Here is a 22,765-nt window from a genome sequence, read left to right on the forward strand (position 1 = left end):
CTTTTCTCCGACAGCGGTCTGCTCGAGGCCATTACGCATCACATCCCTTCCTCACCAGGAGATTCCCAGTGTTGCGCTGACCTATTGAGACCAAGCCGCGAAGCGGGCGTTAGTCAGCCGTCCAGAAGGGTTGGTTCACACGGCTTCTCGACGCACGCAAATGCGGGGATGACTGTCCGCAAGTCGGTTGACCCGGCAGGTGCCGAGCTCGCCGCGGATGACACCGAGCACGTCGGTATCTACGTCTCCATCCGCAACGAACTCGACCGAGCGATCGCCGACGGCCTCGTTAAAGCCCGTCGTCCTCGTTCTTCTTGAGGAAGCCTTCCTCGATGAGTAGAGCTTCCTGCATCTGCGTCTTCTTTATCTCGAACTGGACAATGGCGTAGTCGGTGTCCATACCCGGCTTGAGCTTCCTGCCGTATTGCCCGGAAAACGTCCTCAAAGCGTTGAGCAATTCTGTTCGCACCTCACTAGAGTTGCAGAACTTGTCCAGCGCGTGCCGCTGGATGTCCGCCTCGCTAGAGCCTGCTGGCAGTGCAAATTTGCTGTCGGGGTTGAAGACGCGAGCGATCGCCGCTTTGGTGGGCGATTGCCGGAATTCGAGAGGTGAGGTATCGAAGGTATCCCACCATTTCGCAATTCCCGAGTCGGTGAAGTCTTTAGCGTGGCCGCACGCGGCGACCACGATTTCACCGCTCAGCTTTTGCCAATGACTTTTCTTGAACTGGTCCGCGGTTTTCACCTTGGGATCGATCACCCAGTCCGGTTGGTCGCTGATCGCCTCAGCGGAAACCGTTGCCGGATCCGTCGGCGTCGCGTCGCCGAAGGGAACCGCGCCGGCCGGAGCACCAGCAACGAGAATGGTGAGCGTGCTGCCTAACCCCAACACCGCCAGTGCGGTCCGGTGTGTGATCTTTTCCATACGCATGTAGTCATCTCCTCGGGATCCATCAACGGATCAGCCGCTCCGCATGGACTTTCACGGACGGCCTTCGAACTGTCTGAACAGGATTCGAGACAGCACACGGTTTGGACGGGCGCGAGTTTGCCGTCCTGTCCGTTACTCAGACGCCATCGTGCCGACCGGACGACGACCGCACATGCCGATGTGCGTGCCAGTCGCGAACGTCCGACGCCCGCGATCTAGAACACACGGCGTGACCACTGGTGTGACTGGATCGTTCGCGGTCTTCAATCCGACCGCTACTTTTTGATCAGTGGAACGTCCTCCCCAATCGAGTCAACCGACGCCCAACGGGCGGCGTTTTCTGCCTTGGCCGCTGCATTGGCCAGATCGACATCCTCAGGTGCCTCGACGGCAGCCTGAGCCGCCTTTGCGGCCTTCTCGTAGACGTCGGCCGTCTTCAGCCGGTCCGCGCGATTTTCCTCGGAACCTCCCTCGGCAAGGAGTTTTATGGCCCCCACCGCGTCCTTGGTCGTATCAACAGCAACCTTGTTGAGCGCGGCGATATCCGATTCTGCATCCTTTGCTTCCTGGAGACGCTGCTTGGCAATGACGTAGAAGGCGTTGTCGCCTGGCCTCACGAAGGTCGACAAACGACACGCTGCGGCGCGAACACGCAACCGGGCTTGCTCGACCAATGCCACGGATTCTGTAGAGGACGACAGCGTGAATGACGAACTATTGCACACCCGCCACTCCTTTCCATCGTCAGCAGCGGCGGCCCCACCACTGGTCATCAGCAAAGCGATCAAGGGCGTCGAGACAGCGACCGCGAACGAACGCAAACCGAGCATCGGACCTCCAAGCGATAAGGGACGTGACCCAGAAGGGCTCACATGCGGGGTTCCTCGCTGGGCCATGGCCAGCACCGATAGTTGTTCGGCACCGTAACCCTTCCGGACGGGAAGAAGTTCGAACCCGATCACGCCACGGCGTGCCCAGACGACCGACGTCCGCTCATCAACGTAAGACGTTCTACGTCGTAGTCGTGAACGCTGACTTCAGTCGGGAAGAGTGCGCGCTCATGCCGCGGAGCGCGCATTGGTCAAACGTCCAAACCGTTGGCTGACAGGACCTCTCAACGCACGCAAAGGCCGAAGAGTGTGTGTCGGTGCCACTGTGGTGCTACCTCGCAGAGGTCAGGGTCCTCGGGCTGGGAATCCAGGCAAGCAAGGGTCTGGGCCGACTAAGCGACCCGGTTGAACCGGCGCGTTGATCGAATCAGCGGAAATTCCTGCGAGGCCGTGTGGCACGCCTCCCTCGGCAGGATTCGCATCGCCAGGTGGTCTGATGGCTCGCTGGCGCATGATGGCAGTTCGATGCGGTGCTGCCGCCATACCCTCGACGATGCCTGGTCAGGCTCGCCCCGCTCCGCGGCACGAGCCCACCGCAGACCGCTCCGGGCAAGCCTCACCTACACGAGTTTGACCACTCGCTCGCCGGTGGTATTCGGAGAGAATCGCCAATACTGTTGCCGCGTAAGGCAACCGCGATCAACTCGCCCTAGTTGTCGCCGAGCATGGTCATTTTGCTGAGGTCCAGATCGCCGGCGTGCGGAGTCAATTCGCTTGGTGGCCGCCCGAATTCGAACTCGCTGATCAGCGCCATCGATCGTGATGTCCGGCTAGATTGTTAGCCGAGAGGTTTCCCAATGCTCCCCACTTCTGCTGGGGAGTTCGGGCGGGTATCGAAGCTTACAGTGAGGGTAAACCGATTGCTCGGCCCATTGTGAGGGAATTCATGTATAAGAAACTTGCCGTCCTCAGTGCTGCTATATTCGCATCCGCGACACCGATATCGGGTTCACTGGCTTCTGGTGCGCCGATACCGGATTGGGCCGTGCCGCCGGACAAGGTTGTCATCGACGTCGTGACGGTCAATGGATCGGGTTGCCCGCAGGGTACCGCGGCGGTCGAGGTCCTGCCCGACAACACCGCTTTTACGGTCACCTCCAGTCGGTACACCGCACGGGTAGGTGTGGGTGCCAGGCCGCACGACTTCCGCAAGAACTGCCAGCTCAACCTGAAAGTTCATGTCCCGCAAGGGTTCACCTACGGGATCGCGCAGGCGGACTACCGTGGCTTCGCGCATCTGGAACAGGGCGCGACCGCACTGGAAGCGGCAAGGTACTACTTCCAGGGCGACTCGTCGACCGACTTCGCCGACCACAACTTCAAGGGTCCGCTCAATGACGTCTGGCAGGCGACGGACAAAACCGAGGTCGGGGAGATCGTTTACCTACCCTGCGGAGAAAATCGAAATTTCAACATAAATACGCAGTTGCGAGTCTATGCGGGCACCTCGGATCCGAAAGAGACCACCAGCTCTATTGCGATGGACTCCCCGGACGGCAGCGTCAATACCACTTATCACTTTGCTTGGAAGAAGTGCTGAGTACACACCAGTCATTTTTCGATCATTTCGCTATTCACACACCTGAGCCCGGCCCGGATCGGATGATCCTGGGCCGGGCCGCGATTCGTGTTTCGCTCAGTTCACCAGGCTGTCGAACAGGCTGGGCTGGTAGGAACCTCCCTTCCGATGCAGGATCACGGCGAGCCGGTTGGCGGCGTTGATCATGGCGATCAGCGCCGCGATACGTCCAGGCATCAGCCGATCGGGCCAAAACTGATCAGACTGGAAAACCGTGGGGGTGAGGAGCGTCGGCGTTCATCGAGCCCGCGCGGATCAGGATCTCCGCTCATCAGCGGAAGACGTTCTGTGTCGCACTCGTCCGTGCTGGCTTCAGTCGGAACGAGTGAGGGATAGTGCCGCTTACGGGTCGCGTCGGGACCGGCCGAGCCGAGGCCGGCCGAACGCACCATCATGCCGAATACCGGCTGTCGGGGGAACGATCCCGTAGTTCTCATCAGGCCATGAAGCATGGACAGCATGGCATCGAGAGCAGCATGCTGGACGTTCTCGCGCGCCTCGTTGTCAGCTCCGGGTGCCGTAGCTCTGGTGTCCCTGGCGTTCGCAGTCTCCAGCACCCGTCTTCGTCATCCCGGCCTGCCTTCTGACGGGATCCGTTGTCGGCCTGTGGGTTTCGGCCAAAGGTATGCCGGAGTGACAGTAGGGTTGTTTCAGGCCTCGGCGGGCCCGGGTACAGGATTTCGCTGCGGATGGGCTTCGCGGGTAGCGTCGCCCGCGGAGAGGTCGGCCAGAGGGGGACGGAGCCATGATGGTGTCGCTGGGGCGGTGGTGGCGCTCGGTCACCTGCTGGCGCGTGTTGACCCTGGTCCTGGTCGCGTTACCGCAGGTGCTGAATGCGCACTTCCCGGAGCTGCCGGACAGCGACGCCGGGGCGATCCACAGCGAGGCCCCGGATTTCGGGGTGGCCTACGGGTTGCGGCCGCCGCTGCTCGAGCAATGGCTCGAATATGTCGCAGAGTCCGGCCTCGTGGTGCTGCTGCCCGCAGTCGTGTTCGTGCTGCCGCGCAGGTATGCCCGGCTCGGAACGCGCTGGGCCGCAGGTATTCTGGCCGCTCTCGGTGCGGTAGGCGGATATCTCGGGATGTCGTCGCTCGAGTACGGCGCCACGCCGGTATCGGGTTTGCTGTTCATGTCGCCGTTCTACTTGCTGGCGGCAGGCGCGCTCGTGCTCAGTGAACGGCAGCACCGGCTCGAGACGAGTGAGCCCGCGACGAGCTAGCGTTGCGATGACACAACACTAGGGCGTGTCTCTCAATAGCCTTAGCCGGCGACCCGGCCCGGCTGAGGCGGTGTCACATCCCCCACACGGGACACCATGCATGCCGACCCCAGAACGGGCCGAACAGCTCCGAGGACCAACGACACACCCTCAGCGGCAACAGCGTCAGCCGCCGCAACCCGATCAAACCCGGTCACTGAAGTTGGCTCGAGGCAGCGCACAGCATGACGAACGACAGGAGCTGTCGGCAGCTGCGTGTTGTCACGTTTGGTGAACAGCAGCTCGGCGCCTCACGAACATCCGGTATTGCCGCTTACAAGGCTGTTTGGCCCCGCAAGGCTAGCCCCGTCCTCACCGACCGAACCTACGTCGAAGGACCCATGATCCCTTGCCAGGATTCAGGCACCGCCGCGCAGGTAGGGTCTGCCGGATGATCGAGATCTTGGATCAACTGGACATCCTCGCGAGGCCGGATCTGCAGTTGTCCGAGCTGTGTTGCGCTGGTGTGCCTTACGGGGCGATAGCTGCGGAAGTTATCCAGCCAGACAGGATTACAGAGCTTTCGTACCCGCTCATGTATCGGATCGTCGACTCTCCAACCGGGTGCTACTGCAGCGACGGTCGATGGGTCTCGCGTGATGAGTTGATCTTCAACGCGTTAGGCGGGAAGGCAATGGTTCACTTCGCAGGCGGAACCAGCTACCTGGTCAAGGGCGGCAGGGTGGCCGGATTCGCGTTGTACGGCAGGAACAGCCACCTCGAACACTTCCGTTTTCTTCGCAACTACCAGGAGTTTCTGGACTACTTCGGCCCACCCGACCTCGCGCAGGAAAAAGTGGCCTACGGCGACCTGATGGGCTACGACAACTACTACCGGGCCTGCCTGAAACATGTGGCCTGGGATAGCTGGTCCGAGCGGGTCTCGCTCATCAATCTCGGTGAGTATGAAGGCAACGACGCGCCCCGATAACGGGCAGCTTCACCTCCAGGTCGAATCGTCCTGTCATCAGCGTGGCGGGCTGACCCATCGGTCGGTCTGACGCCGGACGGTCATTTGGGCCGCTCAGCGAGTACGGAGCGGGCGATCGCGTTGCCTGCTGCGGTGTTCACGACCCAGCAGGAATAGGCCCAATCCGGCGGACTCGAGCTGGCGGCAACCTCGCGCTGGACACGTTCTCTGCAGGTGTTGAGGTCTTCGGGAACATGCTTGACGGGTGCGAGCCGTCCGGAAGGTCCGCCGTCTACGTATTCGATCCGGCCGACCGCGATGAGGCCTTGGCGGTGAAGTCTGCGCAGGATGACGAACGCGGCGTCGATGTCGGCGGTCGTTGGCCGGCCAGGTGCCGGCGGGTTGGTGATCAGCCCGAGATGGACGAGCACCCAATCGAAGGACACGTCGTCATTCAATCCATCGATGAGCAGCGCAGTTTGCTCGTCCGTGAATCCCTCCACAGCGCCAGTCAACACGAGACCAGCAATAGGGTGGTGGGCGACATGCACTCAAATGCCGCTGGGCGCGCGTTCCGAGCGGTAGGTGCAGCCTGCGGATCGGCTGGCCACCAACGCCCGGTACATCCGCAGGGCCCGTGCACTGCCCGAACGGTTACTTCGGGGTGATGAGTTGGGAGAGCACGGTGGTGGTGCTGCATCCAGCCCGCGCCGGAGTATCGGTGTCGAGCTGTTGCCCCAGCCAGGAGAACGCGGCAGGCGAGGCGGAGAAAATCGTGCTCAAGTGTTCGGCGAGCTGCTCACGTATATAGGTGACGCTAGCCCCACGCGCACAGAGATCTTCGACCATTCGGTCGGTCGGGCCCACCGGGATCACTTCGTCCTGAACAGCTTGAAAGACATAAAGCGGCGCAGTCGGCGCGTGGGTACCCAACCTGGCCTTGTTGATAACGTCGGCGAGCGGCGGCAACGCCAGGACCTGGTCGAGCGGGATGTCGAAGTACCGGTTCCAGTCGCCGAAGAACTGCTGGGCCAGCGTGGTGGACAGGCATTGCGTTTGGATCTGATCCATCACGGCCGCTCCCTCGGGTGTCAGGTGCGGTTGCATCGCCGCTTTGACCTCGGGATAGGTCGCGTAGTAGGACGACAGGCCGCTGCCAACTATGGCCGAGAAGGGTCCACCGTTGGTGGTGAACAATGCCGCATTGATATCAGGTCCGGGGCCGCCGTACGCCGCGCCGATTATGTTGAGCTCGGGTGCGTAACTGGGGTGCAGCTCAACCGTCCACCCCGTCGCGAACCCGCCGCCCGAATATCCGTAGAGACCGATGCGGTTCTCGGGGCCGAGACCGAGCGGAGCGAATTGTGTGGCCGCGCGAATGCCATCCAACGTCATGTAACCGGGCTCTTGGGCAACCGGGAAATGGCCGAATCGCCCGCCGAAGTCGGGCACCGATACCACCCAGCCGTTCTGCAGCATGGTTTGCAGATCCCTTAGCTGCCCTATGGTCTCCATCGAGCTCTGGGCGCCGGCCTGCAGCCCGTAGGACGGCACGCATTGCGGACCGGAGGCGTCCTCGAACATTTGATGCGATACCAACGGCCGGTCCGGCCGGACATTGTCGGGCAGGAACACCGTGGTGACGGTGACATCCGGCTGATCGAACACGTCGGTGGTGCGATAGAGCAGTTGCCAAGCCTGCGCCGACAACGGCACCGTCAACTGGACAGGCCGGGACCGCAGAATCGCGCCCGGCGCCGCGGACTCGAAACCGGCTGGCGGCTGGTAGAACTCATCCACCTGTGGAAGGGGCGGAGCCGCACTCGCCGTATTCGATGAAACAATCGTCGGCCCGGCCAACGTCATCATGACGACGACTGCGGCAACACCGAACCCGAAGACGCGTCGCCGGGCGTTACTTGACATCTCGACCTCCATTGTTCGGATGCACCGGCCTCGTGACCGCAGAGCCCGGCAAACCTGTTGTGCTGCCAATTGATTCAGCGAAATCCAGCCCTGAGGGCGGCGCTCGGACCTTGCTTTGTCCGGACGCATCCGCACTCGAGACCATGTCGAAGCATCGGGTATTCAAAGCACACGCACTGCATTCGCAGCATCAGGCCAGATGGCGATGCTGAAGGATATATTCAGCAAACTACCAAACTGATATTGATGATCGCGGGATTGGCACAGGTGGGTTCTTCGGCAGCTCCCGAGACCGGGTCGAGCGCATCCATCAGCACATCACTGCTTGCGGCTGAACAACTCCGCTGCGGTGTACTCGGCGCTCGGCAACTCGTCCAGGGCGGCCGCGATTCGACGTTCCTCCCATTGGAAATGGGATTCCAAAATGGCTGATAGCCCAGCGATCTCGCCGCGCACCGTCGCCAGATTCTCGGCGCTGAGTTCGGCGAGCGCGGTGGTCATCCGGGTCAGGATGTCCGCGACCAGATAGTGGTCTGCGGAGAGCTCGGTGAGTACCGGCGTCAGGTCCGGGAAGCGTTGGGCCAGAACGGGAAACGCGGTCTCGTCCTCACTGGTGTGGTGGTCGGTGAGAGCTTGGCAGAAGGCCAGGCAGTGCGCACGTAGGTTCCGGAGCGGGATGATCGGCTCGTCACCCCGATACTCGTCCAGCACGCGGGCGACGCGGCGCAGTTCGCTGCGCAGCCAATGGTGAGTGTCGATCAGTTCGCGGCCCAGGGCGCGGGCGCGGTAGGAGTCGGTGGACATGGAGAACTCTTTCGCGATGGAGACGGGGAGCAGCCCTCGCTGGCGGAAAAACGCGCAGAGGCTGAAAGATGCTGTGGCAGAGGTCTTTACGCACTGAAAACGGCGCGCCCCGGTGTCAGCAGGGCAGGAAAAGTGCGCCCATGGTTGCCTCCGAAAATGCGGTGCCTCCATGCCGACGCCGTCCACCTGGCGCGTACACGCGACGCAGCACATCCTATGCGAACGGCAACTCGCCTTCCGGTGGAGTGCACCGAAACGACAGAGCGTTAGAGGCGCGTTTCCGAGAACGCCGTCGCCCGTCTCGCGATGCTAGAGCCCCACCTCAGGAACGTCAACGCACCGCCGCTGGGCGAGCGATGGCATTTTCAGATCCGAACCCGGCAACGAGTCCATCAGAGCTGCAAGGGTTTTCCCATCGAGGGTGACCGACGTGGTGTGGTCCCAGGCGATCCGCCAGCCGGCGGCTGCGCGCCTCCAGGTCAGTGAGCTCGTCGCGCGCAGGCCGGTTTCGGTGCCGTCGGCGGATATCAGCCGCGCGATGAAAACCAGCCGTGAGGTGGCGAGGTCGCCGGATACCAGTACGTGCGGACCGTCGGCGAGTCGATGGTCCGCGGACACCAGCCGGTTGAAGACAGGCTCCCACAGCGATCGGTATTCCTCGGCGCTGCGCGCCACGCGGTGCTCGGGGTCGGCGTCGTCGTAGAGCAGGACGTCCTCGGCTGCCCAGTCGTAGAACTCGCCCTGGACCGCGCGGAGGTCGAACGGCGGATCGCCCTGCTTGCGGTCCCAGCCCCACAACCACCGAACATGGGCTGCGGCAATGGTTTCCGCGGCGGTCATGATGCGGACTCGCGCGTGGACCCGGACTTCTGCGTCATTCGCTGTTCTACTCGTCTCATCCATCGATGATCGGCAGAGAGCAGCCGGACTACCAGGGCGCGCGCCTCCTGGTACTAGAGCACCTACCCACGGTTCATGAAGCAATCAATTCGGAGCACAAGCTCTAATCGTCGGGGGAGGCGCGGCGATTACGTTTGGTTACACCCCGCCGCTTCTTCGCCGAGATGCGCCGCTCCTTCGCGCCGCGCGAGGGCTTGGTGGCGCGGCGAACAGGTGGCGGCGCGGCAGCGGCGTCACGCAGCAACGAGGCCAGGCGTTCGCGGGCGGCCGCGCGGTTCTGCAACTGTGCGCGTTGCTCCGACGCGGCGATCGTGAGCACCCCGTTGACCAGTCGGGCGGCCAGGCGGTCGAGCATGCGGGTGCGCAGCCACTCCGGCACCGAGGGCGAGTTGGCGAGGTCGAACGACAGCTCCACCCGGCTGTCGGTGGTGTTGACGTGCTGCCCGCCCGGACCGGACGACCGGGAGAACCGCTCGCGCAACTCGGACGCGGGTATCACCAGCCTCCGAGTTACGGCCAGGTCCTCCGCCATGATCCGACGCCACTCTTTCCGATCCGGGAGTCGCCCAGGCCACGCCGGTCCAGTCGCGACTCAATGGTGACCTTGTCGTCCACGATAGTGACGACCTCGTCGTCGGGTAGAAAGCAGCCCACGAGCTATTGGCGCGGATGGGCGTCGACCAGAACGCGGTGGCGGTGCGCGGGCCGGATGACCTCCGGTACGAGCTGGGCGGCCGGCACCACGCCTCCGACGAATATGTGGTCAGCGCAGGGCATTACCGAAGCTGGGCCTGGTCTCACGACCTGTTCTACTGGCTCGCCGAGAACCTCGGCGTCGCGCTGCCTCTGCGATAGTTGGAGCCGGTCATGCTGGTACGAGTTCGAAGTTGAAATGCTTGGGTTGGTAGCAGCGGAAGGTGTCATCGGACTTCTGCAAGATCTTCAGTCGGTCGTCCGCCGGGGGATCACAGAGGAAGCGGCCGGACGCCGGGTTAAGCAGCCGCGCTCCCGACATAGTCCACTTCGCGAGTCGGGAATCGCAGGACATCACGGACGCGGCTATGCTTGCAGGCCTTTTCGGACGCAGGCACAGACCGGGATCGGTGGTCGGGCTGATGTGGCCGGTGGCACCGTCGGTATGCCAAACCGTTGGCGTGGCGAACTTGCCTGTACCTGCCTCCTGGCAGGCTCGGGCCGTCATATCCGCGTTGCGTTCGGGCGGGAAGTCCACGATATCGCTGTAGTGCAGGCACGAAGCGCCGGAAGTGCTCTTGATGATGAAATCTCCGGTAGGTAGATCGTCCGCGGCAGCGTGGGCGGTTGCCGAAACAGCCGGGGCGAGCATCGAATACACAACAGCAGCCACGAGGAAACACCGGGAGACGGTCACCGCGGAGACCTTAAAGTAGGTGTTGGCGACTGGTCCGCAGCCACGGTGTGTCGGGCGAGTCGGCATCGTCGATCGCTCGCCGCGTCAGGACCAGGCACGGTTACGTTTCGACGCGGAACACGGTCTGTAAATCTCCGATACGCAGAGCGAGCGGATACGTTCGCCCTGTCGAAAGTTGTTGTTTGACACGTTACTGAATCGTCCGGCCAGCAGAAGTCAGGCAGGTCGCAGAGTCTGCATGGTGCGCTCGAACTCCCAGAAGGCGCGCACGGCGCGGATCTTCCCCTCGTCGTCGACCCGGTAGATGAACACGCCCTCGGCGTCGATCACCTGGCCGCCGTTGTGGCTGCGGACCTTGCCGGTGTAGGCGACTTCGTTCCCGCAGGCGAAGGAGTCCTCGAGCAGGAACTCGATCGACTCGTTGGGCGCGATGGTGTTGTCCCAGAACGCCGAGATGGCGGCACGGCCCCGGTGCCCGTTGCCTTCCGGATCGAAATCCGAAGGGCCGACCGGATCTTCGACGACGGCGTCCGCGGCGAACATCGCCAGCCAGGCGTCCTTGTCGTGCGCCTGGACCGCGGCATGCAAGGCCCGGCTGGCGGTGCGCGCCGGATGGGTGGCGGTGGTCATGGTGTCCTCCTGTTGTCGCGTGGATGGTTCAGGCGGTAGCACACACCCAGCCGTCGCGGCACAGTCAAGGCCTGACATTCAGCGGACGAGCCAGGTATCTCTACACCATCCAGTTCAGCCAGGTTTTCAGATAGTCGAGCACTGTCGGATCAATCGTCGTATCGATTGTGGCGTATTCATCCGGCATGCCGGTGACCGCTTGTTGCATAAGATGATTCGCCCCCTCGAAGGTGTGCACCGTTGCCTTCGGGTTGTGTGCCAACAGGTTACGCATCAATGGTTCATTGGCGGCGGCGTCGACCTGCACGTCCTTGGTCCCGAAGAGCGCAAGGGTAGGGATCTCGAGAGCCCGCAACGCCGGCGTGGGATCGTAAGTCGACAGAGCTGCATATTGGGGGTTGATTGCCTTGTCGATATCCTCGTCGCGGGCTCGCTGGGCTTCCGGAAGCTGCTGATTCGCTGCCCGCGCGTTTCTTCGTGCTTCGTCGAAATTGCCGGCCCGAAGTAGGTCGCATTCGGTTTGGATGGACGCGTCGCTGGCGGCCAGCCGATCGGCAGCGGTCGTTCCGCTCGCCTGGAGTTGAACTCGCATTTGATGCTTGTTGACCTCGCATCCGGTCTGTGCCGGCCCCGCCATGAGCACGGTGAACGCCACCTTGTCCGGTGCCTTTTCCGCGACCAGCGGCGCCAAGGATCCGCCCTGGCTGTGACCGAGAATTCCGATGCGCGTCCGATCGATATCCGGTCGTTCTCGCAGGTAGGAGATCTGGGAAAGAATGTCCGACACCAGATCCGCGTAGGTGGCATCGTCTTTGTCCCCGGTCGTCGCGCCGACCCCACGGTCATCGGTCCGCAAGACCGCGTATCCCGCCTTGGTCAATGCGTCGGCCAGCACGAAAAATGGCTTGTGCCCGGCAAACTCTTCGTCACGATTCTGCTTTCCACCACCCGGCACCAAAACCACCGCGGGAAACGGGCCGCCTCGGTCGGGGATGGTCAGAGTGCCGCCGATGGTGACTCGATCATTTGTCATCGTCACATCTGCCGAGTGATAAGCCTCGTCCGACGTATCCATCGTCGATGTACATCCCGCCACGACCGCCGAAAGCAGTACCGCCACCACGGCAACCCCACCACGACCAGCGATGAAACTCATGTCTACCCGCCGTCTCTCAGCCATTTCGGTTCAAGCACGAACAGTAGGCGTAGGTATCGGCCTGCGGATCCGGGAAGACCCGGAGGTTTACCCCCGAGATGTGGATGCAGGTCCGGGGCGGTGGCACGAGATCGCCCTAGGTCATTGCGGCAGCCGGAAGTGCAACTCGCCGTTGTCGTTTCGAGCTTGGATGCCGATCCCGGCGAGGACGGCCATGGCCTCGGACGCGTGTCCTGTCGCGGGGACGACGAGGGCATGGCCGTCGGTGTCCTGGCAGTTACTTCTGGTGTCGCAGTTGGCTTTCCACAGTGTGGTGATGATGTCGACCATGGCCAGGTCGACGCAGGCTTCGCGGCCGTTGGCCCGGATGTGACGTTGGCGGTGCCGGACGGCGATCAGGCCGCCGTTGGTCTGCTCGCATTGCGCGCACAGCGGATACGGGCCGAGGACCACCATTCCGTCCTGCTCCAGCCGGCGCAGGCAAAGGTCGCGGTTGCCCAGGGCCAAGGCCAACGTATCCGGATCGGCCCCTGGCAACTGGAACAGTTGGATGGCCTCGTCGTATGCGCGTAACCCGTCCGTGTGCCGGTCCGCACAAACCAGATAGACGCCGAGTTGGTGCAATGCCATACCCAGCTCCTGTTCCCTCCCGGACCGGCGTGCGGCAAGCCGGCGGACGAACCGGACGACCAGTTCGCCGTCGGTGACGGCCTTCGGCATTCGGCCGAGTTCGTGCAGATTCGATGCGCGGATCTTCAGCGCCGTCAACAGCGCCGGGCCGAATGTGGCTGGGGCAGTGGACAACAGCCGCCGACTCAACCCTGTCGATTCGTCGGCGGCGGCGTACGCGTGCTCCCACCGCTCCAGGCGTTCGAGCGCCATCGCCTGCGCGATCAGCGACCAGGCCAACTCGCGTCCGTACCGAACCGGCCGGGCCGCCACTCGGGGACGGCAGATGCGCACCGACTCCTCGACCGCGGTCAACGCGTCGTCCAGGCGTCCCTGAGCCAGCAGCGCCCTGGCCAAATGCCGCAAACTGTTTGCGAGATTCCGCTGCTGACCCGGCAGCACTGTGGCGAAGCGCCGCCACACCGTGACCACGATCTCGAGTGCCTCGACATCCTGCAGGGACTTCTGGCCGATCCGAGTGCCCATCAACTGTTTCCCCTCCCGCGGCCAACGTAATTGTCTCGGCCAGAACGAGCGGTGGCTACCCAATATTTCGAGGGGCGGCATCGGCCCGATCAATCGCGCGAAATACTCTGGCCGTAGTCGCATTTCGATAGGCGCTGGGGCACAAGCGAATCCAGTCGCATTCTGGCCGACCTGGGCAGACGTTGATCCGGCTTTACGGCGAGTTCAGGAGTATTCGTTGTCGTCGGGCGCGGTGTCCGCGCAGACTTGGGAGCCCGCATCGAACCGCATGACGTTTCGCGCGGCGTCATAGACCGGCCAGCCAGGATCTCCGTGGGTGGCGAAGTTCAACCAGGTCTGGTGCATCGCCTGAGCGAGGGCCTCGGGTGCGGCGTCACCGATGAGGTCACGACAAGTCTGTGTGGTGTCGAAGGCGAAGGGGACGTCGAGGGCGTGCGCAGCGCCGTAAAGCGGTGACTGCCAAGCAAATTCATAGACATAGGTGGCACCCGGGTGACGGCGCGCGGTGCGGCGGCTCGGTGCTCGGAACATCAGGTCGGTGTAGACGGCGGTGAGTGCGTGCGCGGGGGTGACGGCGGGGTCGTGGAGACCATAGCGTTTCAGCAGCGCTTCGGCATCGGGGTAGGTGGCGGCCAGCTCGGTTACGGCGTCGTGCGCGTCGAACGCGGCGAACTGCTCGGCGCCCAAGCCGAGGTTGGCTTCCTCGAGCGTCGTACCGATCAACAGGTCGACGCCGTGTCTGCTCGGAGCTCCGACCGGGTCGGGCAGGACGTCGTCACCCGTGGTGGGGAGGAACAGCGCACGACGGTGGCCCGGGTCGACACCGTTGTCGTCGCGCAGGTCAGGGCGGGGCCGGTGCCTGAACAGAGCTGCCTGCGCACGCAACAGCTCGGCGGCGGTGCAGCCGCGGAACGCGTCCGCAGTCGGGGCGGTTCCGAGTCGGCCGGCGAGCGCCTTCGTGAGTTCTTCGGTGACTTCGAGCCTTCGGGCCATCTCGTCGTGCCCGCTCGCGACGATCGCTCGCCGGAACAGTCCCGCGGCGAGCGGGGAGTGCAGCAGGAACGCGGCCGAGGTACCGCCCGCCGATTCGCCGAAAACGGTGACGTTGTCCGGGTTTCCGCCGAACCCGGCGATGTGGTCGCGCACCCAACCCAAGGCGGCGATCTGATCCCGCAATCCGAGGTTCGTGGCCCCGCCGGACAGTGCGAGGAAGCCCTCCGCCCCGAGCCGGTAGTTGACGGTGACCAGGACGACGCCGTCGCGCGCGAACGCGGTGCCGTCGAAGGCGGGGGCGGCGCCCGAGCCGATCATGAACCCGCCGCCGTGGAGGTAGACCAGCACCGGAAGCCCACTGGTGCCGGGGTCGGGTGTCCAGACGTTGAGATTGAGGTAGTCGCCGTCTCCGACGACCCACCCGGGCCCGGTCAGCGGAGCCAGATTCGCGTTCGCCGGGTGCAAGGCCGGCTGGGGCGCGGTGGCACCGTAAGCGGTGGCGTTTCGGGTCCCTGCCCATCGTTCGGCAGGGGCCGGGGGCGCGAATCCGAGTGCGCCGTCCGGTGCCGCCGCGTAGGGGATACCGAGGAAGCGGGCGACCCCGTCGGTGAGATCACCGCAGAGCCGCCCGGCCGCTGTGCTCACGGTCGTCACCGGCGCCCCTCTCGTCTTCTGCGCAGTCGGGCTGAAGGTCGTCGCCCGGCCTCCGTCCCAGCCTGCCATAGGGTTTCGCCCTGCGATCGCCGCTGTCAGGTCACGGTGCCGGGCACGGTCAACGAGTGCAAGCCTCGGCGATGGAGACGCTGTTCTCGTACAGGTGATGCCGGGTGATGCGGCCGTTCTCGACGGTCAGGCGCAAGGCGTACGGTCCCTCGAACGACTTGCCGGTGGCGCGCACGGTGCCGGACAGGTGCCCGAAGACCACGGCGTTCGTGCCGTCGACCAGATAGGTGTCGATACTGGCGCGGGCATCCTCCGGAACGACGTGTGCCATGAGTTCCTCGAACTGGGCGCCACATTCGGCCGCGGTCCGGCGCGGCCTGATCCACGGCACCACCGGGTTCTCGGCGAGCAACCAGTCGACCTCGTCGGCGAACAGGGCGGTGATGGCCTCGGTGTCGCCGTTGGCGCGGGCGGCGAAAAAGGCGTCGACGGTGGTTCGGGTGGCGTCTGCGGTGGTCACTTCGTCCTCCTGCGGGCGTAGCTGTGCTGCTTGCCGCATGACATTCGCAGCCCGCCGGGCACGGTGTCGATTACCTCGGAGGTAAGCGCCTCGGGCCCGCCGTCCAGGTTCACCCGCGCTGACCACCCGAAACGTGGTCGGGCGAGCAGATCGCCGCCAGGTACCGTTGGGCGGTGAACCCAGCTGATGCGCGACTCCTCAAAGACGGTGATCTCGATACCCGCGAGGAAAATCTGCGGCTCCTGTTCGTGCGGGCCGCCGACGGCGACGCATCCGCCAAAGAAGTACTGTGCGCGCTCGTCCGCGACTATCCCGACTATCACCGGTCGCTCTACAGCCGGGCGCTGAACCGGGCGGCCCTCTTCGGCGACGACACCCTGAAGGAACCGCTGCTCGCGTCCCTCGCCGACCCTCGGTACAACTGCCAGGCCTGGGCCGCGATGGGCTGCGCGGCGCTCGGCTTCCGCGAGGCTGTGCCCGGCTTGGTCGCGATGCTGGGCCACTCGCAGGAGATGGCGCGCGAGCAAGCGGTGATCGCCCTGGGCCTGCTCGGCGACGAATCGGTCGTCGCGGATCTCACGCCGCTGCTGCGGGACTCGATCGGCGGAATGCGCGAACGCGCCGCCGAGGCCCTCGGCCTGATCGGCGGCGACGCCGCCCTGGCGGCCCTGTGGCACGAACTCGAGCACCGCCAGTACTACCGCATCGGCTACATCGCCAGCGCCCTGGCCACCTTCGCCCCGGACATCCTCCCGAGGCTCATCGCCGCGGCCGACAGCGACGACCCCGACCAGCGCTACTGGGTGGCCGTCGCGCTCGGTTCCACCGGCGACGATCGCGCCGTCCCGACCTTGGAACGACTGATGGCCGGCGACCGGGGCTCAACGGTTTTCGACGGGATGGTGAGCGTCGCCGCGAAGAAGGGCCTGCGCACGCTCCGCCGAATCCAAGCCGCGATCGCCGCCCGCGAATCTCAGTAGTACCGGCTCGATTTCGGCGATCCCAGCCGCGGCGGTTTGATTTGCAGCGGGGCGTTGGCCAGCCAGAAGCCGGCGGGCCAGACTCGTGGGGCCAGGCGCGCGGCGATACCGCGCTGTGCACGGGTGATCAGGTCGTCGCCCCGCATGACCCGCAACCCTTTCGACGACACGGCGCGGTTGCGCACGCCCCAGGCTCGGCGGTCGGTGGCGCAACGTTCGATCACCGCACGTGCCCGGTCGGGTGCGGCCAGCGCCTCGGCGATCGCGGTGGCGGCATCGGTCGCGTCGAACACGCCGGAATTGAGCCCGCGCCCACCCCACGGCGCGAACAGATGCGCCGCTTCACCGGCGAGGATCACCCGCCGGTGCGGGTCGGTGTAGGTGTCGGCGACGACCTGATGGAACCGGTACATCGAGATCCATTGGATGTGGTCGGCGTACCACGGGTCGACGACCTTGGGCAGCCATGCGCGCACCCCTTCGGGAGTGGACATGTATTCGGCGTCATCGCTTGGCGTGCACTGGATGTCGACGCGCATCCCACCGGCGAACGGCATGTACATGACGTTGCGGCCGTCCAGCTCGGGACGGTTGTACTGGAAGAACGCCGGAGTACTCGGGGTCGATCCGTTCGGGTGCTCGTCGACATCGACGATGATGAACGGCGTGGGATCGGTGTCGCCGGTCATGGCGATCCCGAGTGCTTTGCGCACAACAGATTTCGCGCCGTCCGCGGCGATGACATACGGGGTGTGGATCTGTTCGCCCGAGGCCAGTTCGATCGTGGCCCCGTCACTGCGCGTCGTGATGCCGGCGACCGGTGTGGCCCAATGGAATTCGACACCGAGCTCGAGCGCCGCCGCGTAGAGAATCTCCTCGACCTTCTTCTGCGACAGAGTCCGGGCGACCTCCCGCAACACGCCGGGCTCGAGTCGCACCTTGAGGACGCGCTTGTTCCCGTAGTAGGTGTCCCCACCTACCAGCTGGAGGCCGGCGTTGGTGATCGCCGCACCCATTCCCGGCCGGATCTGCTCCCACCGCCGCAGCGTCGGGAAGAAGAACCCGATCGCCCGGCTGCCCGCGCGAACCCGATCCTGCGGTTCGGCCTCCAGCACCAGTACGCGTAAGCCTTTGCCCGCCAAGGCCACTGCGGCGGTCAGCCCGACCGGCCCCGCACCTACGACAACACACGGATCCTGTTCCTGGGCCGACTGTGACGACATCGCTGCTTGCCTCCGAACTCCGGTTCACCATCTGCTGGTGCGGTTGCCGCAAACTGTAGCGCATTAGATACGGGAGCGTAACTACGAATCCGTAACTACTGTGACTTCAGCTGGGCGATCTGTTGTTCGAGTTCGTGATTGCGTCGGCGTAGCTGTTCGATCTCTTCGGTGAGCGGAGCGCGAGCCAAGCGCAGTGATTCGGCCATGCGCTCGCTGCTGTATTTGACCGGAATGTTCTTGAGGCAGTTGCGATCCAGTGCTTCGACGTGGATCACGAACGCGCGGTCGCAGCGGGTGCGCACGACGCCTTCCGGTGTGGTGAGCATGCGGTCGATCAATGCGGGATCGGCTGTGCGCTCGATGATTTCGGCGCGACCGAACACCTTGACCCGGGTGCGGGTGGGGTAGTCGATGAAGAACAACGCGATCCGGCTGTCGTGATCGAGATTGCCCAGGGTGACGAACTGCTGGTTGCCGGAGTAGTCGCCCAGCGCGATGGTCGACGGGTTCAGGACGTGCACGAATCCCGGTGGTCCGCCGCGGTGCTGGAGGTAAGGCCAGCCCGAAGGGGTCACGGTGGCGAGGAAGAATGAGTCGGCCGAGCGGATGAGCGCCGCGGTCGCCCCGTCGAGTTCCTCTGGGGCGCCCAGGTTTTCGCCGTCGGCCAGCTGATGGCCGTACCAGTTGATGCTTCCGGTGGCGCGCTGGCGTGCGGCGCTGGCATCGGAGAACGCGATCGCGCCGTAGCGGGTGGTCTTATTCATGAGCGGACACCGGGGCGAGTTGGCCGGTCACGTCCTTTGCGACCGGCGTTTCGTGCACGGCGTCGGCGATCTGCGGGTACGCCAGGGCGTCTTTGTGCAGCAATTCGCGATAGTCGTCGAGCGACGTCCCGTTCAGCGAGATCTGCTCGGGCACAATCATGTTGATGCCGAACGCCGCGCCGCTGAGGTGCCGCAGCTCGGTGATGTCGCGGCGCACTTCCGCCGGCCATCGGAGCACCCACCACGGGGACGGTCAAAGATCGGAAATCAAACATCACCGCTCACTTCCAGTCGCCGCACCCTTCGAATGCTACGAGCGCGGTTACCGCCGGTAAAATGCCCGCTCAGCATGCGGTATACGTTGAAACTATGGACTTGCAGCTGCGTCACCTCACCGCGTTCGTCGCGTTGTGCGAGGAAGGCACCTACACCCGCGCGGCGGCTCGCCTGCATATCGCACAACCGTCGCTGACCCGCACGATCCAAGACCTCGAACGCATCCTCGAATGCGACCTGGTCGCCCGCCCCGCCCGCCGGTTCGAACTCACCGCCAACGGTGAACTGTTCCTGCAACGTAGCCGCGGCATCTTGACCGAGGTGAGCGAGCTGGAGGCGGAGATGCGCGCCCGTAGCCAGGTCCGGGTCGGCTTCGCCTGGCTGCTGCCCAGCGACTGGTTCGCCGCCACCCGCGCCCGCTATGAACAACTCGGCGGCCAGATCACCCTGCACCGCAACGACAATCCCGCCGCGGAGCTGCAACAGGGCACGATCGACATCGCCGTCGCCCGCAACGTCAACCAGCCCACCGCCGCCATCACCTGGCGTCGGATCGGCACCGAACAGCGGGTCCTGGCCGTATCCGCGCGCTCGAACCTGGCGCACGCGGCCGACTTGCGCTGGGCCGACCTCGCCCATCATCCCCTGGTCGTCAATACCCAATCGGGCACCACCACCCCCGACTGCTGGCCGGACCCCGATCCCGACCGCGAGATCGTCACCTGCCGCAACTTCGACGAATGGATCGAACTCATCGCCGCCGACCGCGGTATCGGCGCGGTCCCCGCCATCGCCACCCATCGCGCACCCCACCCCGACGTGGTCTACCGCGAACTCCCCGACATCCCCGCCTCCACCCTCTATCTCGGCTGGCGCCGCACCCCGCCCCCGCCGCGCGCGATCCGGCGTTTCCTGGATGCCGCACTGGCCCCCGAAGACTCCTGACCCGCTATGCGCCAACGCCGTCGCCGCCTCACCCGCGATCTGTTCCTCTCGAACACCGTGCGGATGCACCGCAAGCTGCGCGAGGCCGGTGTGGCAGCCGAGTTGGTGATTGATTTCCGCGCCGCGGAGTGAATTCCCCAGTTGTCCATTGCCGCATGTCAGGCGTTGGGGAGCAACGGGTTTCGTGATCGGGCGCCGAGAGTTCGTATCGTTGCATTGTTGCTGGCACTGCACGTAACCGATACTGCTCGACGGCAGTGTTTCACCGACTTTCGCGCCGCTGCTGTACCTCTCCTTGGAGCAAATCATGATTCGCGCCCGTGCTTTGCAGGCGACCTTTGCCGTACTCGTGACCGGCTTGCTGCCCGCCGCAGTCGCCGTTGCCGCACCCGCTCCCGCCCCCACCGACTATGTCGCTCTCGGCGACTCCTATTCCTCGGGCACCGGCATCGGTGAATACCGGCCCGACAGCGGTTCCTGCCGCCGCAGCGACGCCGCCTACCCGGCCCTGTGGGCGTCCTCCCACACGGTCGGTTCGTTTGTGTTCAAGGCCTGCAATGGCGCAACGACTCAGGACGTGCGCACCGGCCAACTATCGGCGCTGAACGACAAAATCGGTCTGGTCAGCATCACCGCCGGCGGCAACGACGCCGGTTTCTCCGACATCCTGCGCTCGTGCGTATTCCCGGCCAGTGACGCCAGCTGCGACGCCGCGGTGAACAAGGGCATCAACTACGTCAACCGCACCCTGCCCGGCCGCCTCGACGGTCTCTACCAGGACATCAAGGCCAAGGCGCCCAAGGCCAAGGTCGTCGTCGTGGGCTACCCCCGGCTCTTCGAGCGCGACGCCTGCCCGCTGAGCTTCAGCCTGCACAAACGCGACTCGCTCAACCACGGCGCCGACGAACTCGACCGGGTGATCGCCGCCCGCGCCCAGGCCGCCGGATTCACCTTCGCCGACCCGCGCTCCCGCTTCGCCGGGCACGGAATCTGCGGGCGGGATCCGTGGATCAACCAACTCGACCTCGGCGATCCGGTCGAGTCGTATCACCCCGACCGGGACGGGCACGCTCGTGGCTACCTGCCCACGTTGAACGCGGCGACCGGGCGGTCGAACCAATCCACCGACGAGTGATCGCGCGCGAATTCCGCCGCCGCTAAAGGATTTCCGGCAGGACGGTGAAATGACGGACGAAGCCGGACAATTCGGGTAGTTCTGCCGGGGTTGTCCAGCTTCGGAAGTTGTCGTGGCTGTCGCTGTAGAAGTACCTGGGATTGTTTTCGTCGTAGTCGTCGAAGAAGATTCGCCAGCCGCCGCCGGGCAGGGGGATGACGCATTGGCCTTCCCGTGGGGAGCCCCATTTATTCGGTTCCGCGAGTGGGACGAAGAGATACGGGCCGAGCGGATCGCGCGCGATCGCGAGTTCGATGAATTTGGTGGTTTCGTTCTTGGTGAACGCGTAGTACGTGCCGTTGACCGGGACGACGGTGGTGTCGATGTAGCCGTAACCGAAGCGGTCGCAGGTGGGGCGATCGACGGGAGGCTGGTAGCCGAGGGGAGCGCCGAGCCCGGCCAGCGGGGTGAGCGGACTCCACGACGACGGGAGCGCCGGGTCGGTCGTGGTCATCAGATGCGGCGTGAACCGGCAGCCGTCGGACAGCGACACGATGACATTGACCCGGCCCTGCGCGTCCACGAGCCACTCGGGCGCCCAGCTAGACGTGATCGGCGGCCCGCCCACCCGGATCGGGAAGTCGTACAGGTGATTCCAGTTGATCCGGTCGACGCTGCTCGCGAAGCCGATCGTCTGGCCCTCCCATGCGGTGGTGTAGGTGAGGTAGTAGACGCCGTCGACGTGCCGGAAGACGCTGGGATCGCGGAGCAGTCCACCCGGCGGCCGGTAGGCCGGGCTGCCGTGCGGCTGCGGGCCGACCAGCGGCCGGAAGGTGATCGCGTCGTCGGATTCGTAGACGTACAACGCGGATTCGCTGTCGTTGGTGAACGCCGTCATGGTGTAGCGCATCGCCGGCCTGGCGGCCGCGGCATGCCGGACCGCCAGCAGGCTGAGGGGCAAACCTGCCGCCAGCGCCAGCGCGGACCTGCGACTCATCGGTACCGATGCCACAGTCGAATTATCCAGAGCCGATTGCTATACGTACAGGTCGACACGCCGCAGGTATGGGACGGCGTCGAGTCGCCGGCGGATGCGTGCGATATCCCGCCGTGACCGGCCGTCCGGACCCGAGCCGCGTCCTGCCCCGATCCAGGTGATCGGGGTCAGGGCGAATGGCTGTGCAGCGGAACAAGTTACGGAGCCGAACTTGGTCTTCAGCCCAAGACAGCGCACCGCCGCACCTGCGACTCTCTACGTACCAGCTCGTTTGCCGAACGCCGAATATTGGAGTCGGAACAATGCCCGAGCCCGCCGGTCAGCCGTCCCTCGGAGCGCGCGCCCTGCCCGCCCTCCCTACCGCCCGCGAACTGCTGGACGCGATGCATGACGTTGTCCCGGAACGACATCCGGCCGCCTCGATCCTCCGCGCCGCCTGCCTGCTCGCCGCCGTCGACGAGTGGATCCACCGCCACCGAGTCGCCCTCGAACAGACCGCACCCGGCGTGCCCCGGGTCAACGCCCCCGGTATCGAGCGCGCGGCCCGCACCTTGCGCCGATATCTGATCGAGGGCATCGCCGACGCGGCCCCGGGCAGCGACGGCCTCGGCAAGGCCGTGGACCGGCTCGCCGCCGCCTGGGTCGACTGGCGCAGCGTCACCAGCAGCGACCCCGCCCGCCAGGCCGGCACCCGCGAGACCCTGATCGCCGCCTGCGACGCCTACAACGCCCTCGCCGGGCACGACCCGCACGAGGCTTAG

General features: G+C 64.8%; 27 protein-coding genes. 10 read left to right on the top strand and 17 right to left on the bottom strand.

Annotated elements, in window-relative coordinates; genetic code table 11:
* On the top strand, window positions 1–318 hold a 318-nt coding region (locus tag AB0M22_RS16970), incomplete at its 5' end, for a hypothetical protein (RefSeq protein WP_364727066.1).
* On the opposite strand, the gene AB0M22_RS16975 is transcribed toward AB0M22_RS16970, so the two are convergent.
* Both AB0M22_RS16975 and AB0M22_RS16980 read right to left on the bottom strand, forming a co-directional pair.
* Window positions 290–931 carry a hypothetical protein gene (locus AB0M22_RS16975; RefSeq protein WP_364727068.1) on the bottom strand — a complete coding sequence of 214 codons (642 nt, stop codon included), beginning with the start codon at window positions 929–931 and terminating at the stop codon, window positions 290–292. The two genes, AB0M22_RS16970 and AB0M22_RS16975, sit on opposite strands and share 29 nt — an antisense overlap.
* 275 nt (window positions 932–1,206) lie before the next feature.
* Entirely contained in the window at window positions 1,207–1,761 is a 555-nt protein-coding gene (locus tag AB0M22_RS16980) for a hypothetical protein (RefSeq protein WP_364727071.1), read from the bottom strand.
* A gap of 946 nt (window positions 1,762–2,707) precedes the next feature.
* On the opposite strand from AB0M22_RS16980, the gene AB0M22_RS16985 reads away from it, so the two are divergent.
* The 3 genes from AB0M22_RS16985 (at window position 2,708) to AB0M22_RS16995 (ending at window position 5,589) form a co-directional block, all read left to right on the top strand.
* The gene (locus AB0M22_RS16985; RefSeq protein WP_364727074.1) at window positions 2,708–3,361 is read left to right on the top strand and encodes a DUF4360 domain-containing protein; all 654 of its coding nucleotides are present in this window, start codon (window positions 2,708–2,710) and stop codon (window positions 3,359–3,361) included.
* A gap of 784 nt (window positions 3,362–4,145) precedes the next feature.
* Window positions 4,146–4,619 (top strand): hypothetical protein, encoded by a 474-nt coding sequence (locus AB0M22_RS16990; RefSeq protein WP_364727077.1) that lies wholly within the window; start codon window positions 4,146–4,148, stop codon window positions 4,617–4,619.
* A gap of 430 nt (window positions 4,620–5,049) precedes the next feature.
* On the top strand, window positions 5,050–5,589 hold the full coding sequence (locus tag AB0M22_RS16995) for a hypothetical protein (protein ID WP_364727080.1): 540 nt from the start codon (window positions 5,050–5,052) through the stop codon (window positions 5,587–5,589).
* Window positions 5,590–5,669: 80 nt separating this feature from the next.
* Here the strand turns inward: AB0M22_RS16995 and AB0M22_RS17000 are convergent, their stop codons facing one another.
* From AB0M22_RS17000 to arfB, 5 genes are all read right to left on the bottom strand, one after another.
* On the bottom strand, window positions 5,670–6,119 hold the full coding sequence (locus AB0M22_RS17000) for a hypothetical protein (RefSeq protein WP_364727083.1): 450 nt from the start codon (window positions 6,117–6,119) through the stop codon (window positions 5,670–5,672).
* Between the two features lie 103 nt (window positions 6,120–6,222).
* On the bottom strand, window positions 6,223–7,506 hold the full coding sequence (locus AB0M22_RS17005; RefSeq protein ID WP_364727085.1) for a lipase family protein: 1,284 nt from the start codon (window positions 7,504–7,506) through the stop codon (window positions 6,223–6,225).
* Window positions 7,507–7,812: 306 nt separating this feature from the next.
* The gene (locus AB0M22_RS17010; RefSeq protein WP_364727088.1) at window positions 7,813–8,298 is read right to left on the bottom strand and encodes a hemerythrin domain-containing protein; all 486 of its coding nucleotides are present in this window, start codon (window positions 8,296–8,298) and stop codon (window positions 7,813–7,815) included.
* 309 nt (window positions 8,299–8,607) lie between these two features.
* Window positions 8,608–9,138, bottom strand: a complete 531-nt coding sequence (locus tag AB0M22_RS17015) for a hypothetical protein (protein ID WP_364727090.1) — start codon at window positions 9,136–9,138, stop codon at window positions 8,608–8,610.
* Between the two features lie 163 nt (window positions 9,139–9,301).
* The gene (gene arfB / locus AB0M22_RS17020) at window positions 9,302–9,730 is read right to left on the bottom strand and encodes an alternative ribosome rescue aminoacyl-tRNA hydrolase ArfB (protein WP_364727093.1); all 429 of its coding nucleotides are present in this window, start codon (window positions 9,728–9,730) and stop codon (window positions 9,302–9,304) included.
* 137 nt (window positions 9,731–9,867) lie between these two features.
* On the opposite strand from arfB, the gene AB0M22_RS17025 reads away from it, so the two are divergent.
* Complete coding sequence (locus tag AB0M22_RS17025; protein WP_364727096.1) at window positions 9,868–10,053, top strand: hypothetical protein; 186 nt, start codon at window positions 9,868–9,870, stop codon at window positions 10,051–10,053.
* A 10-nt stretch (window positions 10,054–10,063) separates the two neighbouring features.
* Here AB0M22_RS17025 and AB0M22_RS17030 read toward each other — a convergent pair whose 3' ends face one another.
* From AB0M22_RS17030 to AB0M22_RS17055, 6 genes are all read right to left on the bottom strand, one after another.
* Window positions 10,064–10,588 carry a hypothetical protein gene (locus tag AB0M22_RS17030; protein WP_364727099.1) on the bottom strand — a complete coding sequence of 175 codons (525 nt, stop codon included), beginning with the start codon at window positions 10,586–10,588 and terminating at the stop codon, window positions 10,064–10,066.
* Between the two features lie 216 nt (window positions 10,589–10,804).
* Window positions 10,805–11,218, bottom strand: coding sequence for a nuclear transport factor 2 family protein (locus AB0M22_RS17035; RefSeq protein WP_364727102.1), 414 nt, complete (start codon window positions 11,216–11,218; stop codon window positions 10,805–10,807).
* Between the two features lie 100 nt (window positions 11,219–11,318).
* Complete coding sequence (locus AB0M22_RS17040; RefSeq protein ID WP_364727104.1) at window positions 11,319–12,374, bottom strand: alpha/beta fold hydrolase; 1,056 nt, start codon at window positions 12,372–12,374, stop codon at window positions 11,319–11,321.
* Window positions 12,375–12,515: 141 nt separating this feature from the next.
* Window positions 12,516–13,529: a tetratricopeptide repeat protein gene (locus AB0M22_RS17045; RefSeq protein ID WP_364727106.1), complete on the bottom strand. Its 1,014-nt coding sequence runs from the start codon at window positions 13,527–13,529 to the stop codon at window positions 12,516–12,518.
* A 204-nt stretch (window positions 13,530–13,733) separates the two neighbouring features.
* Window positions 13,734–15,176, bottom strand: coding sequence for a carboxylesterase family protein (locus AB0M22_RS17050; protein WP_364727109.1), 1,443 nt, complete (start codon window positions 15,174–15,176; stop codon window positions 13,734–13,736).
* Window positions 15,177–15,294: 118 nt separating this feature from the next.
* Window positions 15,295–15,705: a nuclear transport factor 2 family protein gene (locus AB0M22_RS17055; protein WP_364727111.1), complete on the bottom strand. Its 411-nt coding sequence runs from the start codon at window positions 15,703–15,705 to the stop codon at window positions 15,295–15,297.
* A 173-nt stretch (window positions 15,706–15,878) separates the two neighbouring features.
* Here AB0M22_RS17055 and AB0M22_RS17060 point away from each other — a divergent pair, with 173 nt between their 5' ends.
* Window positions 15,879–16,685 carry a HEAT repeat domain-containing protein gene (locus AB0M22_RS17060; RefSeq protein WP_364727113.1) on the top strand — a complete coding sequence of 269 codons (807 nt, stop codon included), beginning with the start codon at window positions 15,879–15,881 and terminating at the stop codon, window positions 16,683–16,685.
* On the opposite strand, the gene AB0M22_RS17065 is transcribed toward AB0M22_RS17060, so the two are convergent.
* The 3 genes from AB0M22_RS17065 to AB0M22_RS17075 all read right to left on the bottom strand — a co-directional run bounded on the left by AB0M22_RS17065 (window position 16,679) and on the right by AB0M22_RS17075 (window position 18,910).
* Window positions 16,679–17,908 (bottom strand): FAD-dependent oxidoreductase, encoded by a 1,230-nt coding sequence (locus AB0M22_RS17065; RefSeq protein WP_364727115.1) that lies wholly within the window; start codon window positions 17,906–17,908, stop codon window positions 16,679–16,681. The genes AB0M22_RS17060 and AB0M22_RS17065 overlap by 7 nt on opposite strands.
* A gap of 95 nt (window positions 17,909–18,003) precedes the next feature.
* Window positions 18,004–18,672, bottom strand: a complete 669-nt coding sequence (locus tag AB0M22_RS17070; protein ID WP_364727117.1) for a pyridoxamine 5'-phosphate oxidase family protein — start codon at window positions 18,670–18,672, stop codon at window positions 18,004–18,006.
* Window positions 18,665–18,910 carry a hypothetical protein gene (locus AB0M22_RS17075; RefSeq protein ID WP_364727119.1) on the bottom strand — a complete coding sequence of 82 codons (246 nt, stop codon included), beginning with the start codon at window positions 18,908–18,910 and terminating at the stop codon, window positions 18,665–18,667. Before AB0M22_RS17075 ends, AB0M22_RS17070 begins: the two co-directional genes overlap by 8 nt.
* Before the next feature lie 131 nt (window positions 18,911–19,041).
* Here AB0M22_RS17075 and AB0M22_RS17080 point away from each other — a divergent pair, with 131 nt between their 5' ends.
* The 3 genes from AB0M22_RS17080 to AB0M22_RS17090 all read left to right on the top strand — a co-directional run bounded on the left by AB0M22_RS17080 (window position 19,042) and on the right by AB0M22_RS17090 (window position 21,028).
* Complete coding sequence (locus AB0M22_RS17080; protein WP_364727122.1) at window positions 19,042–19,893, top strand: LysR family transcriptional regulator; 852 nt, start codon at window positions 19,042–19,044, stop codon at window positions 19,891–19,893.
* 6 nt (window positions 19,894–19,899) lie between these two features.
* On the top strand, window positions 19,900–20,025 hold the full coding sequence (locus AB0M22_RS17085; protein ID WP_364727125.1) for a hypothetical protein: 126 nt from the start codon (window positions 19,900–19,902) through the stop codon (window positions 20,023–20,025).
* Between the two features lie 175 nt (window positions 20,026–20,200).
* Window positions 20,201–21,028, top strand: coding sequence for an SGNH/GDSL hydrolase family protein (locus tag AB0M22_RS17090; RefSeq protein WP_364727128.1), 828 nt, complete (start codon window positions 20,201–20,203; stop codon window positions 21,026–21,028).
* Between the two features lie 22 nt (window positions 21,029–21,050).
* On the opposite strand, the gene AB0M22_RS17095 is transcribed toward AB0M22_RS17090, so the two are convergent.
* Window positions 21,051–22,004, bottom strand: coding sequence for a glycoside hydrolase (locus AB0M22_RS17095; RefSeq protein ID WP_364727130.1), 954 nt, complete (start codon window positions 22,002–22,004; stop codon window positions 21,051–21,053).
* 302 nt (window positions 22,005–22,306) lie between these two features.
* Between AB0M22_RS17095 and AB0M22_RS17100 the strand changes: the two genes are divergently transcribed.
* Window positions 22,307–22,765: a hypothetical protein gene (locus AB0M22_RS17100; RefSeq protein ID WP_364727133.1), complete on the top strand. Its 459-nt coding sequence runs from the start codon at window positions 22,307–22,309 to the stop codon at window positions 22,763–22,765.

The organism is Nocardia sp. NPDC051756, from assembly GCF_040681495.1.
In the GTDB taxonomy this organism is placed as follows: domain Bacteria; phylum Actinomycetota; class Actinomycetes; order Mycobacteriales; family Mycobacteriaceae; genus Nocardia.

Coding starts and splice junctions, on each gene's coding strand:
- AB0M22_RS17095 (WP_364727130.1), bottom strand. CDS start 22,004: ATGAGTCGCAGGTCCGCGCTGGCGCTGGCGGCAGGTTTGCCCCTCAGC.
- AB0M22_RS16995 (WP_364727080.1), top strand. CDS start 5,050: ATGATCGAGATCTTGGATCAACTGGACATCCTCGCGAGGCCGGATCTG.
- AB0M22_RS17005 (WP_364727085.1), bottom strand. CDS start 7,506: ATGGAGGTCGAGATGTCAAGTAACGCCCGGCGACGCGTCTTCGGGTTC.
- AB0M22_RS17070 (WP_364727117.1), bottom strand. CDS start 18,672: ATGAATAAGACCACCCGCTACGGCGCGATCGCGTTCTCCGATGCCAGC.
- arfB (WP_364727093.1), bottom strand. CDS start 9,730: ATGGCGGAGGACCTGGCCGTAACTCGGAGGCTGGTGATACCCGCGTCC.
- AB0M22_RS17015 (WP_364727090.1), bottom strand. CDS start 9,138: ATGACCGCCGCGGAAACCATTGCCGCAGCCCATGTTCGGTGGTTGTGG.
- AB0M22_RS16980 (WP_364727071.1), bottom strand. CDS start 1,761: ATGCTCGGTTTGCGTTCGTTCGCGGTCGCTGTCTCGACGCCCTTGATC.
- AB0M22_RS17025 (WP_364727096.1), top strand. CDS start 9,868: ATGGGCGTCGACCAGAACGCGGTGGCGGTGCGCGGGCCGGATGACCTC.
- AB0M22_RS17090 (WP_364727128.1), top strand. CDS start 20,201: ATGATTCGCGCCCGTGCTTTGCAGGCGACCTTTGCCGTACTCGTGACC.
- AB0M22_RS17040 (WP_364727104.1), bottom strand. CDS start 12,374: ATGAGTTTCATCGCTGGTCGTGGTGGGGTTGCCGTGGTGGCGGTACTG.
- AB0M22_RS17065 (WP_364727115.1), bottom strand. CDS start 17,908: ATGTCGTCACAGTCGGCCCAGGAACAGGATCCGTGTGTTGTCGTAGGT.
- AB0M22_RS16990 (WP_364727077.1), top strand. CDS start 4,146: ATGATGGTGTCGCTGGGGCGGTGGTGGCGCTCGGTCACCTGCTGGCGC.
- AB0M22_RS17035 (WP_364727102.1), bottom strand. CDS start 11,218: ATGACCACCGCCACCCATCCGGCGCGCACCGCCAGCCGGGCCTTGCAT.
- AB0M22_RS17010 (WP_364727088.1), bottom strand. CDS start 8,298: ATGTCCACCGACTCCTACCGCGCCCGCGCCCTGGGCCGCGAACTGATC.
- AB0M22_RS17085 (WP_364727125.1), top strand. CDS start 19,900: ATGCGCCAACGCCGTCGCCGCCTCACCCGCGATCTGTTCCTCTCGAAC.
- AB0M22_RS16975 (WP_364727068.1), bottom strand. CDS start 931: ATGCGTATGGAAAAGATCACACACCGGACCGCACTGGCGGTGTTGGGG.
- AB0M22_RS17100 (WP_364727133.1), top strand. CDS start 22,307: ATGCCCGAGCCCGCCGGTCAGCCGTCCCTCGGAGCGCGCGCCCTGCCC.
- AB0M22_RS16985 (WP_364727074.1), top strand. CDS start 2,708: ATGTATAAGAAACTTGCCGTCCTCAGTGCTGCTATATTCGCATCCGCG.
- AB0M22_RS17045 (WP_364727106.1), bottom strand. CDS start 13,529: ATGGGCACTCGGATCGGCCAGAAGTCCCTGCAGGATGTCGAGGCACTC.
- AB0M22_RS17080 (WP_364727122.1), top strand. CDS start 19,042: ATGGACTTGCAGCTGCGTCACCTCACCGCGTTCGTCGCGTTGTGCGAG.